Origin of the sequence: Streptomyces sp. NPDC059371 (assembly GCF_042751995.1) — a bacterium.
Lineage (GTDB): Bacteria > Actinomycetota > Actinomycetes > Streptomycetales > Streptomycetaceae > Streptomyces.
The window spans coordinates 63,775-76,546 of record NZ_JBHYXD010000021.1 but is presented as its reverse complement, the minus strand read 5'-3'; the positions used below and the strand labels follow the sequence as shown (position 1 = coordinate 76,546).

The window sequence follows — 12,772 nt, the reverse complement described above, 5'->3', positions numbered from 1 at the left end:
GTTCAAATCCTGTCCCCGCTACTGACGTGGGGGGGGGGGGCCCATTTTCGGGGCCCCCCCCCCGGTGTCGGCCCCCGGGGCCCGCCGCGCCGCGGGCGGCGCCCGGGGCGCCCCGCCCCCCCGACGCGGTACGGGCCGCGGCCGACCTCGCGGCGGAACTCACCACGTCCGGCGCCCCGGAGACCTCCCTGCGCGGGTTGTACGACGCGCTGACCTGGGCCGTCACGGCCGACTGGCGCCGGGAGACGGGGGCGGACCACCACGCCGGCCTGTCCTACGCGGCGCTCGCGGCGGTCCGCTTCGGCGCCGACGAACGGCTGCCGCACGCCCTGCGCGTCCTCGCGGCGGGCGCCGCCCGGGACCAGGTGGATCTCGTTCGGGAGGAGGCGCTCCGGCCCGACGGTTCCGTGCTCGTCGGCACCGACACCGCCGAGGTGCTGGCCGCCGTGGAGCGCTACGAGGCCGTCCAGGACGGGCTTCTGTCCGGCACCGGCACCGATCTCACCGCCTCCGAGGGGGCGTTGAGCCGCGTGTGGCACCGGTACCGGACATTCACCGACACCGATGTGCGCTGGCTGCGGGAGCGGGTGGCCGACCCCGCCACCGGTCTGCAGGGGCTCGGCTTCTGCCTCGAACTCCTCCTCGCCCACGGCAGGGCCACGGAGGCCGAAGTCGAGGCGCTGCTGCCGCGTCGGCTCAAGGACCTGACCAAGACGTACCGGACCACGTACACCGAGTGGCGCCACCCGCTCGTCACGTTGACCTGCCTCGCCCTCGACCTGGACCATCCGGCCGCGGGAAAGCTGGTCTCCTGGTGGAACGGGGCCCGGCCGGTGTGGAAGGACAAGGTGCGGCTCCTCACCCACCTCGGCGCCCCCGACGAGGCCAAGGCCGCCGAGCTGTGGGACTTCGTCACCTCACCCTCCCACGACGTCGGCCAGTTGATGACCTGGGTCCTGGTCCGGGCCCGCCTCGACGGGGAGCATCCGCTGCTCGTGGCCGACCGGCTGCTCGGCACCCCGGGCGTCAACGGTCACGTCCTGCGCCGGGTGCTGGTCGGTGTGGCCGACCCCGAACAGCCACTGTGGCACTACTCCATCAGCCCCCACAACCGGAGCTGGTGGCAGCGAGCCGTGGAGGTCGCCGACCACCCCGGCGTGTCGCCGGAGGCCCGCGCCATCGGACTGCAAGCCGCCCGCGAGCACCTCCTGATCCGCGACCCGGACCGGCTGAACCCGAAGCCGACCCAGGACGAACGCACGGCGGCCCAGGCTTGGTTCGACGCTCACACCGTCGGTCGGGGCGGGGCCATACCGTCGCGTTGACGGACGCCTGCCCGAAGGGCGGTGGGTCCACGCGGGGCGCGCGGACCCACCGCGGGAGGTCAATGGGAAGCGACCCGTCGTGGACACGCCCTACAGGCGTCTGTGCCCGCAGTACCCGCCCGGACGCGCCCCGACCCGGTGACCGCTCCGGGGTCGGCGGGCGGGGTGAACTCGGTTTTCGGTCAACGGCCCTCAGCGACGGTCCCCCGTCGGCCGCTGCCGGCCGGCCGGGTCCTGGCCCGCGCGCATCAGCAGTTCGGCCGCTTGCAGGGTCCCGGCCACGTCCGCCGCGTTGAACCTGCCGTCGATTTGGTTGGCTATGGACGTCGCGGCGGTGGGGTAGTCACTGGCGCCTCGCCGCAGCGCGCCCAGCACGACGTTCAGGCTTTCGTTGAGGGCGGCGATCCGGAAGCCGCCGCCCAGCTTCCAGGGTTCGGCCAGAGCCATCGCGGCCAGGTCGGCCACGTACGCGTCGTCGAACTCGGCGCGGCACTCGTCGACGGCGTCGAGGAGCCGCGGGATGCCCCAGAGGACGAAGGTGAAGTCCTGGGTCCCCGTGTGCACGGTGATCTGCCGTGTGGCCGCGAACGAGGAGTCCCGCACCTCGTCGATGCACGGCAGGAAGATGCTGAACGTGCCGCGCACACGGTTGAAGCGGTGGGATATGAACACAACGCGGTAGTTGGTCAGATAGAGCCGGCCGCCGATGGCCTCCTTGTTCCTCATGCCGACGAGCCACATGAGGTCGTCGAACGCGAAACGGGACAGGCCGGCCTGCCGGACGTCGATGACCGCGTTGGCGTTCTTGCGAAGGATGATCCCCTCGCCGGGCAGCAGGTCCTCGGGCTTGAACGGTGCTATCGCCACGACTCCCCCTCCATGTCGGTTGCGCAGTAGCGAAGGCATCGTAGGTGTACCGACCACTGGCCCGTGCGGCCGGGGGCGACACCGCACCTGCCCGCGGACACCGAAGCCGCTCAGCGCAGTACGGCGGCCAGCAAGTCGGCTCCCAGCGCCGTCAGATCGGGCAGGTTGAGGGTGTAGCGGACATAGCGCCCCTGTCGCCGGGAGGTCAGCAGGCCGGCCCGCCGGAGGACGGCCAGGTGCCGGGAGACCTCGGGGGGTGTGAGTTCCCAGGCATGGGCCAATTCTCGGGTGGTGTGCGGACCACGGGCCAGGGTGCGCAGCAGCCGGAGCCGCACCGGATGACCGAGTGCCTCCAGTCGCAGGGTGACCGTCTCCAGTGACACCGGCTCCGACGGACGCGGTTCGGTGACCGGATACTGCACCACGGGTTGCCAGCCGGGCGCGTGAACCACCGCCAGGTGCGGGCTGCCGAACACACTGGGAATGAAGGTGACTCCGGTGTCCTGGGCGGCGGTCGCCTTGTCCTGGACCTTGTCCACCACGATGCACCGGCCGTCCGGCGCCAGGGTGATCGCGCCGGAGACCGACGCGAGCGTCGCCTCGAGGCCCTGGCGCCTCAACAGGTCGTGTTTCAGGCGCAGATCGGTGGCGAGCCGCACGGCGGCATCCGTCCACGCCGTGTCGAAGAACGCCTCGGCACACTGTTCGAGCGTGTCGCGCACCCGCGCCCGTACCGCGGCAGGATCGGCGAGCAGCCGTTCCGCGAAAGCCTCTTGCCGGACGCCACGCGCCTGGGCCACGTCCAACGCCCGTTCCCGCGCGCTCTCGTCGGTCAGCGGTGAAGGCGCGCCGAAGTAGAGCCGGTTGCTGCCGCACGTGGTGACAAGAGCGGCCGTCACATACGTCTCGTCGTCGATCCGGTCCACGTCGTCCAGTTCCTCGGCGAGGGTCGGCCGAGGCCGGGCGGGAAGCAGGAAGTCGGCCTGCGAGGAACGCCACAGGAAGTCCGCCTCCCGCAGCCGCTCGGCCAGCTCCGGCCGCATCGCGGCCCACACCCGGCCGGCCCAGTCGGCCAGATGTGGATGATGTCCGGGTTCGGCCAGCACATGCAGCATCGCGGTCAGCTCGGCCAGCGGGGACGCGGCGAAGCGCAGGCGCTCGTACGGCAGTCCGCCGATATCGATCCTCAACGTCACCTCTTCAGGATCCCCGACGAGACGGCCGACGGCCCCGCCGGTTGACGATCTCCGTCAACTCGCGTGCCCAACACCCCCGGCCTGGAGCCCTCTTGACGTCATGGAAATCAACGGCAAGAACCGGTCCCGCGCGCTCGTCCGCGCCTCCGGAGGCCCCCGCTACGCCTTCGCGTTGGCCGTGGACGCCCTCGGCACCGGCCTGCTGCGCCCCTTTCTGCTCCTGTACGGCGTGAAGGTGTCGAGGCTGTCGGTACCGGTCACGGGCACCGCCATGACGGTCGGTGTCGTCGCGGGTCTGCTGTGCATGCCCGCGGTGGGCCGGTGGCTGGACCGCGGAGCACGCAGCACGGTCGTCGCGGCGTCGATGCTCGTGCGCGTGCTCGGTGTCGTACTGCTGCTGGCCAACTCGGCCGGGTACGCCTGGCTGTTCGCGACGGCGGCGCTCTTCCTCGGCATCGGCAATCAGGCCTGGCCGGCCGCGCACGCCGCTCTCGTGGCCACGGTCGCCCACGGCCGGGAACGCGACGCCGCACTCGCCGCGGGCCGGGCTCTGCGCAACGCCGGACTGGGCGCGGGCGGGCTCGTCGCCACCGCGTGCCTGGCAAGCGGCATCGAGACGTTGCGGGTGCTGGCGGTCGTCACCGGCCTCGCCTATCTCGTCGCGGCGACGCTGGCCCGGTCGGTCCACATTCACGCGCGTCCGGCCGCCGCTCCGGCCGAGGACCGCAAGCGCGAGCCCGTACCCCGGATGGGCGTGCTGCTGGCCGCCAACGTCGTCTACGTCTTCTGCCTCAACGTCCCCGAAATCGCGCTCCCGCTGATCCTGGTGACACAGTTGCACGCGTCCCCCGTCTGGTCGGCGGCCGTCTTCGTGGCCAACACGGTGCTGGTGGTCGCTCTGCAGGTTCCGGTCACCCTGTTCCTGTCCCGTTTTCCCAGGCGAAGGGTTCTGGCGCTCGGCGGCGTGGTGCTGACCGTGTCGTACCTCGGCTTCCTCGCGGCGGCTTCCCTGGGGCCGGGCTGGGGTGCCCCGGCGGTCGCGGCGGTGTCCGTGGTCTGCACTGTCGGCGAGATCATCTACGCGGGCAGCGCCACGGCGCTCGTCACCGCACTCGCCCCGGACCGGGTCCTGGGACGCACCCTGGCTCGCTTCCAGCTCTCTACGGGGTTCGGCCTCGCCGTCTCCCCCGCGGTCATCACCGGGCTCGCGCCCCACGGACCCGCCGCTCTGTGGGGCAGCCTCGCCGCCGCGACGCTCCTCGCCTCCGGTTCCGTGGTCACCGAGAAGGACCCGGTGAAGCCGCCGTCGACCAGCGTCCGCGCCACGAGCGGGGGCTCCGCCGCGGCCGCGCAAGGGGGAACGCATCCCTCGATCAAGGACTGCTCCGAGTGGAGCCCATGAGTGGTGGCCGTCTGTCCACGCGCCGAGGCTGGCCCACGTGGTGCCCGCCCGCAGCAGGCGGTGGCGGGCGGAGCCCTGCCCTGCGTCGCGACATCGGCGTGGCCGGGGACGTCAGAGAAACGGGATCGCATGAGGGAACAGCGCAGCAGAACGGGCTGTCCGCCGGCCGTTCGCGGGAGCGGCGAAGGCAGGAGCACAAGGAATGGCAGCGGCAGGATCGGCGACGGCTGGAACGGCGGAAGCTGGAACGGCGGCACCGGGCACGGCGATGGCGGTGGTCCTCGCGAGGGAGATGGCGATGGCCGGCGCAGGGGCGATGGCGATGGCCGGCCCGAGGGCGATGGCGGTGGCGGTGGCGGTGGCGGTGGTCGTAGCGAGGCCGAAGGACGCCGCAGAGGCTCCGGCTCCGGCCCGGGGCGGATGCCGTACCTTTCCGCGCGGCAACGCTCCCGGCAGGCGCGTACCAGGCTGGCCGTCGCCGCCGCGGGCCTGGCCTTCGCCGGTGTCCTCGCCCCGACACCCGGCCACGCCGCGACGGCCCCCGCGAGCGGGCCGCGGCCCGGAGCGCACGCACGATTCGTGCCCGGCCCGTGCCCGGATACGCCCGAGCCGGTCCCGGGACGGTGCGGGTTCCTGGAGGTTCCCGAGAACCGCGCCCGCCCCGGCGGGCGGACGATCCGGCTGGCCGTCGCGATCATCCCGGCCGTCTCGGCGAAGCCGGGCGCGGATCCGGTCGTCTTCATGGCCGGCGGTCCCGGGGGTGACGCGTTCGGGGACATGCCGTTCGTGATCGGTGCGGGCGTGAACCGGGACCGCGATCTGATCGTCATGACCCAGCGCGGGACGCTCTACGCGCAGCCCAACCTCGCCTGCCCGGAGCTCGACCGCTTCAACGCGGAGGCCGTCGGACTGCGCTACGACGCACCGTCGACCGGACGGCGCCTGGTGCGCGCGACCAAGCGGTGCCGGGACCGTCTCGCGGGCGGGGGCGTCGACCTGAGCGCCTACAACACCACCGAGAACGCGGCCGACTTCGCCGACCTGCGCAAGGCACTCGGCATCCACCGGTGGAACGTGTACGGGTACTCCTACGGCACGGACCTGGGGCTCACCTACCTCCGCCGCCACCCCCAGGGGATCCGTTCGCTGGCGATCGACTCGGTCGTACCTCCCCAGATCGTCAGTCTGCCGTGGACCTGGGACAGCGCCCAGGAAGGGATCAACACCATCTTCGCCGCCTGCGCGGCTCAGCCGGCGTGCGGGAACCGCTACCCGAACCTCTCGCGCACGCTGACGCAGCAGGTCCGGCGGCTCGAGGCACACCCCCTGACGGTGACGGCACAGCCTCCCGCGGGAGGTGCGCCGGTCAAGGTCGTCCTCGACGGGGGCGCACTCGTCAATCTGCTCGTCGGCAACGCCGTCCCGGCCGTCGACGTGCCCGCGGCGCTCGACGAACTCGCCCACGGCAATCCGGAGCGCTTCGCGCGGGCCCGCGCCGCCGGCGCCACACCCGTCATCGGCGAGTTCGCGTACGGCCTCACACAGTCCGTGGCCTGCAGCGAGTGGGTGCCGGGCTATTCGCAGGCCGACCTGCTGGCGGCCGGCCGCCGGGCCTTCCCCGGGTGGCCCGACCCGGTGCTCGCCCAGGCACCCCAGCTCCCCTTCCAGCACGAGGCGTGCCGCGTCTGGAACGTCCCGGACCGGACCCCGGTCCAGCGGGTGACGACCGTGAGCAACGTGCCGTCACTCGTGCTGTCGGGAACCTTCGACGCCAAGACGGGGGCCCGCTGGGGCGCGTACGCGGCCCGCACGCTGTCCCGCTCGACCACTGTGCGAATTCCCGGAATCGGACATTGGGTGGTCCCCCAGTCACCGTGCGCGGCGAGCGTCCTGACCTCGTTCCTCACGCGTCCCACCGCGCCCGACACCCGCTGTGTCGCGGGCCTGACGCCGAAACCGTTCACCATCATCCCCGCTCTGGAGAAGTCATGATGTCCATCCGTCCGCCGCGGCACCGCGGCACCGCGCGACGGCTTCCCGCCGCGCTGGCGGGGGCCACGGCCGGCCTTCTGGTCGCCGGTCTCGCCGCCTCCCCCGCCGAGGCCGACCCCGGCGCCACGACGACTCCGGGCACGGTCGCCCGGACCGCCGGCCACTCCCGCTTCGTGCCGGGCCCCTGTCCACGGACCGCGGACCCCGTACCCGCCCTGGACGGTGCGCACTGCGGCACGCTCACCGTGCCCGAGAACCGCTCCCGCCCCCGGGGCCGGAAGATCACCCTCTCCGTCGCCATCGTGCCGGCCGCCACCCGCCGACACGCGTCCGACCCGATCGTGTGGTTCGCCGGCGGGCCCGGCGACGACGCCGTCTCCGAGGCCCAACTGGCGGTCGACGGCGGCCTGAACCGCGACCGGGACGTCATCTTCATGTCCCAGCGCGGGACCTACTCCGCCGATCCGGTGCTGACCTGCCCGAACATCGACGAGTTCAACGCCCGCGTCGTCGGCCTGGTCTACGACGCCCCCTCCACCGGACGTCTGCACGTCCAGGCGACGCGGGCCTGCCGCGACCAACTGGTGCGGCGCACCAAGGACCTCGGCGCCTACAACACCACCGAGAGCGCCGCCGACTACGCCGACCTGCGCGTCGCCCTGGGCATCAAACTCTGGAACGTGTTCGGCATCTCGTACGGCACGGACCTGGCCCTGACCTATATGCGCACGCACCCGCAGGGTGTGCGATCCGTCGGCATCGACGGTGTGCTGCCGCCGTCCCTGGCCGGGGGAGCCGTCACCTGGAAGGCCGCGCGCGAGGGCTTCGACGGCCTGTTCGCGGCCTGCGCGCAGCAGCCCGCGTGCAACCAGCGCTACCCCCATCTGTCGAGGACCTTCCAGGGCCTGGTGAGCAAGCTCGAAGCCCATCCGGTCACCACCCACGTCACCGTCCCCGGACAGCCCGGACCGGTGAAGGTCGTCATCGACGGCGGAACCCTGGTGACCTGGCTGACCTCGGCCACCCACGTGGCGCCCGGAGTGCCCCGCTCCATCGACGAGTTGGCGCACGGCAACCCGCAGCGCATCGCCGAGCAGTGGGCCGGGGGCAAGCTCAGCCCGCAGGCCGTCGGCCGGGTCGCGCACGGGCTCGCCTACGGTGTCTTCTGCGGCGAGTGGACTCCGTACGAGACCGAGGCCGAGGTGCTCCGGGCGGGACGGCGCGCGTTCCCCACATTCCCCCGCTCCGTCCTCGCCAGCGCTCCGCAGCTCCCGTTCCTCCACGACGACTGCCGCGCCTGGAACGTCCCCGCGCAGCCACGTGCCGTCCGCAGCGTGGTACGCAGCGACATCCCCACCCTGGTCATGTCGGCCGGGTTCGACGCGCAGACCGCGCCGAGCAACGGTCCCTACGTGGCCCGCACCCTGCCCCGCGCCACCACCGTGACCGTCCCGTACGTCGCCCATGTGGCCTTCGCCGAATCACCCTGCGCGCAGACGATCACCCAGTCGTTCTTCGACACGCCGACGTCGGCGGACACGTCCTGCCTCGCGGGTCTTCAGCCCCCGCAGTTCGAGATCGCACCGTAAGAACGGCCGACCGTACCCCCTCCGAGGGACCGGGGCGGGCGAGCAGCCGGAAATCACGGCGCTCGCCCGCCCCTTCCTGAGCGCACCTGGGGAGGGACTTGTGAGCACGAGCGGGCGTCGACGGGCTGTGCGGCTCGTGTGGACGGCGCTCGCGGTGCCGGTGAGCGCGGCCCTGACGGCGATCGCGTTCGGCCTCGTCCACGGTGTCTACGGTGCGTCGCTGACGCCCGTCGGGTGGCGGAACGCGATGGTCATGGGCTTCGTCGGTCTGCTGCTGTTCGGGGGTCTGGGCGGGGCGGCGTTCGTCCTGTACGACCTGCGGGACGAGAGCAACGGAGCGCGGGAGACCGCGGTGGCCGCCTGCGTCGCCATGACCATGCTCGTGTGCTGGAGCGCCCTCGAGTACCAGACGTCGCACGAACGCGGACGACCCGTCCGGGCCGGTCGTGACGGCCCTGAGGCCCGGCACCGGTGTGTACGACGCCGGAACGGAGGCGATTCCGGCGGACGCCTCCCACCACCGGCCGCCCGGCACCATCGACGCGGGGAACCTCGCCGTCGGCAGCCATCTCACCGTGCCCGTCGATCCCCGGGGCAGGTACGGCGTCAGCCCTCGCCCATCGCCCGCCACTCCCGAATGGCTCTGGACGACGGCCGCGGTGATCGCCGCGCTTCCGGCCCTGCTCACCGCCTCCATCGGTTTCGGTGCGGCCAGGGAGCGGGTGCGCCGGCGGCGACGGAGCGGGTGAGTCGCGTCGGCTGACGGCCCACGACCGCGAGGGCCGGGTCCTGTCGCATGACGGCAGGTCATGGACCCCTTGTCCGGCCTGCGTTGTCAGTGGTGGGCGATACGTTCGGTGTCCTGGAACCGCTGTTGCACGACAGGAGTGGACGATGACCGAGAGCAGTGTGCTGCCCGCGCTCAGGGTGGTGCTGACGGACGTCAACGAGCGCGTGGTGGAGGCGTGGCGCGCCGCGTTCGCCGACACCCCCGGCATCGAGATCCGCAAGGGCTCGATCCTCGACGAGGACGTCGACGCCTGGGTCACCCCCACCAACTCCCGGGGCCGCATGGACGGCGGGGTCGACGCCGTCATCAAGCGGTACCTGGGGTCCGGCATCCAGGTGCGCGTCCAGCGGGCGATCCGTGACCGGTTCGCCGGACCCATGCCGGTGGGCAGCGCGGTGTGCGTCCCGTCCGGCGCGACCGTTCCCCGCTACCTGATATCGACGCCGACGATGGTGGGGTCCTCGCAGAACGTGAGTGCCACGCTGAACGTGGCGCTGGCGTGCGCGGCCGCCTTCCAGGCCGTGCACCGGCAGAACCGGAAGAAGCCGGGCAGCATCCGGTCCGTGGCGCTGGTCGGGTTGGGGGCGCAGACCGGCCAGGTGCCGGCGCGGGTGTGCGCCAACCTGATGTGGACCGGCTACACGCTCTTCCACGACCACTGGTTCGAGGACGACGACGAACTGCGCTCCACGATCATCTCCCAGTTGCACGGAATCGAGAACGCGCCCGTCGACCAGCGGGTACGCATCGTGCCACCGGCGTCCGCCATGCCGGCGCCAGGAACTCCAAGTCTCTCCTCTCCCTCTGCCACGACGAGTGAAAGCGCCTCCGCCATGACTGGATCGACGACCGGCGTCCCGGCTCCGGGCCAGCCGCCGCAGCCCCAGCCCGGCGCGAACGACCCCCTCGCCCTGACCGAGCTCTTCGACGGCGGCGGGGAGTCCTGGCTCCCGTTGCTGAAGCCGGTCATCGAGGCGCAGCCGGACGCCGCGCGGTTCATCGGGAAGGGCCGCAGCCCTGAGGTTGTGCCGGTCCGCGAGCTGACCTTCCAGGCGCTCAAGCCGAACCCGCCGCACAAGTGGAAGGTTGTGGTCTTCGGTCAGAACCCGTATCCGCGGCCGGAGAGCGCCACCGGCATAGCCATGTTCGACAACACCTTCAGCGACTGGAAGGACAGTCAGTTCGGGCGGGTCGTCAGCATCCGGTGCCTCATCAAGGCGGCGGCGATGTGGAAGTACGGCATCGCCAAGAAAACCCCGATCGCCGACGTGCGGGCGCTGCTGAAGGAGCGGGACACGGTCCAGCCGCCGGAGTGGTTCCAGGCGATGCTGACACAGGGCGTGCTCCTGCTGAACGCGTCACTGACCGCGAGCGGTGACGGGGCGATGGGGGCCGACCAGCACACGGCGTTCTGGCGGCCGGTCGCCGAGCGGATCGTCGAGGAGATCCTCAGGGCCAAGCAGGACGCGGCCGAGGAGGACCGCGGGGTCGTGTTCGCATGGTGGGGGGCGCACGCCCGCAGCCTGAAGCGGATTGTCCTGCGCCTCCAGCAGAAGTACCCGGACGTCGAGGTGCGGCATCTGGACCACGCCAACCCGGCGGCACAGGGCGACATCTTCTGCGAGGGCGACCATTTCACCCAGGTCAACGACGCTCTGGCCTCGTTGGGCGCCGACGGCATCGACTGGCTGCCGAGCAAGGGGTGGAACGGGACGATGGTCGGCGCGGGCGATGCGGACGGGGGCGTCGCGGCGCGCATGGGTGCTTTCATCGAGTCGACCATGAACCTGCACCAGCTATACCTGGAACGCCTCACCAGCGTCAAGGACGAGGGCCTGGTCCTGCCCGCGATCACCGGTGTCTTCGACACCCCGCTGATGGACTTCCAGGACGCCGTCGCCCCGGTCTCCGCGGCGCTGTCAGGGCTCGCCGGGCACATCCAGCGCTCCCGCGACTTCGGCAAGCGGCGGGCAGACCAGGTGTCCGACGGCGGCCCGTCCGCCGACGCGATCGCCGCGCTCCACCTCTACACCTGTGAGTCGGCGTTCTACCGCGAGATCAACAGCGTTCTGCGTTCACCCGACCGCACCAGGGTCATGCCCTACCTGCCGTACCTGCGGCTGCTGTTCTCGGCGGTCTCGAAGCTGCCGGCCTACACACAACCGCTGTGGCGCGGAGTGTCGTTGGACCTTCGGGCGCAGTACCCGGTGGGCCAGACAGTGACCTGGTGGGGCGTCTCCTCCTGTACCTCCGAGCTGACGGTGGCCAGGGCGTTCCTGGGCAGTCGCGGCAAGCGAACTCTCTTCGAGGTGACGCCGGCCCGGGCGGTCGGGATCAAGCGCTTCTCCGCCTTCACCGGCGAGGAGGAATACATCCTTACGCCAGGTACCCAGCTCAGGGTGACGGAGGTGAAGAGCGAGTCCCGCGGGCTGTGCACCGTCCGGCTGAGCGAGGTCACGGACGTCGCTCCCGTGGTGTCCTGAACCACCCCTCGTTCGCGAGGGCCTCGGTCGTGGTTGCCGGACGCTCGCGCCCGGCAACCACGTGGCAGAAGCCCATAACGGCAGGGCTGTCGGCCGGGCCGAGGCGGTCAGACAGGGCGCGTGGCCGGAGCGGGGCGGGTGGCCGGGGCCTGGGTGAAATTGGCGGCCGCCACGACCTCGGGCCGCCGCACGTATCCGCCGACACTCTCCACGCGCACCACGAGTGCCAGCGGCGACGTCGTGTCGTACGCCTTGGCCAGGGTTCGGATCTCACCGCGGGCGAAGAGCTGGGTCGCTCCCGAGGTGGCCAGGAGGGCGCAGCCCGCGATCATGATCAGGCGGCTCCCCGCCGCGAAGGGGTTGTGCGTCAGCACGACGACGGCGTGGTCCACGAGGGTCGCCGTGTCCACGTCCGACTCGCCGTACTCCTCGCCGCTGTCCACGGCGACGATGCGGTACTCCTCGGGGAACTGCCGGAACACGTACGGCGGTTCGAGCCGGTCGGTGAGCAGTGTCCAGATGCCGTTGTGCACCGGCCCGCCGATCACGACCAGGTTCTCCTCGGCGTCCGACGCCATGGCGAAGGCTCTGGCCCTGACGGTCGCCGCCTCGTGCAGCCCCAGGTCCTGGGAGAGGAACTGCCGCAGGTTCATGGCCGCGAGGGCGTCGGTCTCCGGGATCTTCGGGTACGCGGAGGTCGACCCACCCGACTCCCCTACGACCATCACCACACGTCGGCCGCGGTCCAGCCGCCACACGCGCGCCGCCGGCATCCTCGTCCGGTAGTAGTGGACAAGAGCACGGCCGAGCCAGCCGACGCCGAACGCCAGCAGCGAGGCCACGAGGTTGACCACCAGATCCTGCCGCACGACCGGCTCCCCCCGCCCTCGTCTGCACGTCAACGAGCAGTCTGCACGACGGTGTTGGCGGACGAGAAGGGAACAGTGGGACGCGGCGGGAGACGAGTGGGGCGGAGCACCTGTGCGACCTGCGCGCCTCAGCGGTCGGCACCCAGGCGAACACTGGGCGTGAACGGCGGGGGGGGGGGGGGGGGGGCGGGGGGGGGGGGCGGCGGGCGCGCGCCCCCCCCCCCCCCCCCCGCGCCGGCTGGTGCGGGAGGAACCACAC

8 protein-coding genes and 1 pseudogene are annotated in these 12,772 nt (G+C 71.9%); 6 read left to right on the top strand and 3 right to left on the bottom strand.

The window, feature by feature from the left end:
* Positions 1-110: 110 nt before the first annotated feature.
* Positions 111-1,325, top strand: a pseudogene (locus tag ACFXGX_RS15170) (hypothetical protein); the annotation flags it as partial.
* A gap of 192 nt (positions 1,326-1,517) precedes the next feature.
* On the opposite strand, the gene ACFXGX_RS15165 reads toward ACFXGX_RS15170, so the two are convergent.
* Together ACFXGX_RS15165 and ACFXGX_RS15160 are read right to left on the bottom strand one after the other, a co-directional pair.
* A complete protein-coding gene (locus tag ACFXGX_RS15165) occupies positions 1,518-2,192 on the bottom strand; it encodes a hypothetical protein (RefSeq protein WP_384790141.1) in 675 nt (224 codons plus the stop codon).
* 110 nt (positions 2,193-2,302) lie between these two features.
* Positions 2,303-3,388 carry a DUF5937 family protein gene (locus tag ACFXGX_RS15160; RefSeq protein ID WP_384790139.1) on the bottom strand — a complete coding sequence of 362 codons (1,086 nt, stop codon included), beginning with the start codon at positions 3,386-3,388 and terminating at the stop codon, positions 2,303-2,305.
* Positions 3,389-3,488: 100 nt separating this feature from the next.
* Here ACFXGX_RS15160 and ACFXGX_RS15155 point away from each other — a divergent pair, with 100 nt between their 5' ends.
* From ACFXGX_RS15155 to ACFXGX_RS15135, 5 genes are all read left to right on the top strand, one after another.
* Positions 3,489-4,790: an MFS transporter gene (locus ACFXGX_RS15155; protein ID WP_384790136.1), complete on the top strand. Its 1,302-nt coding sequence runs from the start codon at positions 3,489-3,491 to the stop codon at positions 4,788-4,790.
* Positions 4,791-5,210: 420 nt separating this feature from the next.
* The gene (locus ACFXGX_RS15150) at positions 5,211-6,782 is read left to right on the top strand and encodes an alpha/beta fold hydrolase (protein ID WP_384790133.1); all 1,572 of its coding nucleotides are present in this window, start codon (positions 5,211-5,213) and stop codon (positions 6,780-6,782) included.
* A complete protein-coding gene (locus tag ACFXGX_RS15145; protein ID WP_384790130.1) occupies positions 6,779-8,371 on the top strand; it encodes an alpha/beta fold hydrolase in 1,593 nt (530 codons plus the stop codon). The genes ACFXGX_RS15150 and ACFXGX_RS15145 overlap by 4 nt, the downstream gene beginning before the upstream one ends.
* A 446-nt stretch (positions 8,372-8,817) precedes the next feature.
* Positions 8,818-9,120 carry a hypothetical protein gene (locus tag ACFXGX_RS15140; protein ID WP_384790127.1) on the top strand — a complete coding sequence of 101 codons (303 nt, stop codon included), beginning with the start codon at positions 8,818-8,820 and terminating at the stop codon, positions 9,118-9,120.
* Between the two features lie 145 nt (positions 9,121-9,265).
* Entirely contained in the window at positions 9,266-11,644 is a 2,379-nt protein-coding gene (locus ACFXGX_RS15135) for a macro domain-containing protein (protein WP_384790124.1), read from the top strand.
* A gap of 107 nt (positions 11,645-11,751) precedes the next feature.
* On the opposite strand, the gene ACFXGX_RS15130 is transcribed toward ACFXGX_RS15135, so the two are convergent.
* Positions 11,752-12,513: a hypothetical protein gene (locus ACFXGX_RS15130; protein ID WP_384790121.1), complete on the bottom strand. Its 762-nt coding sequence runs from the start codon at positions 12,511-12,513 to the stop codon at positions 11,752-11,754.
* Positions 12,514-12,772: the final 259 nt, after the last annotated feature.

Excerpts from the sequence above, each read along its gene's own strand:
- ACFXGX_RS15145 (WP_384790130.1), top strand. The coding sequence starts at position 6,779 with ATGATGTCCATCCGTCCGCCGCGGCACCGCGGCACCGCGCGACGGCTT.
- ACFXGX_RS15135 (WP_384790124.1), top strand. The coding sequence starts at position 9,266 with ATGACCGAGAGCAGTGTGCTGCCCGCGCTCAGGGTGGTGCTGACGGAC.
- ACFXGX_RS15150 (WP_384790133.1), top strand. The coding sequence starts at position 5,211 with ATGCCGTACCTTTCCGCGCGGCAACGCTCCCGGCAGGCGCGTACCAGG.
- ACFXGX_RS15155 (WP_384790136.1), top strand. The coding sequence starts at position 3,489 with ATGGAAATCAACGGCAAGAACCGGTCCCGCGCGCTCGTCCGCGCCTCC.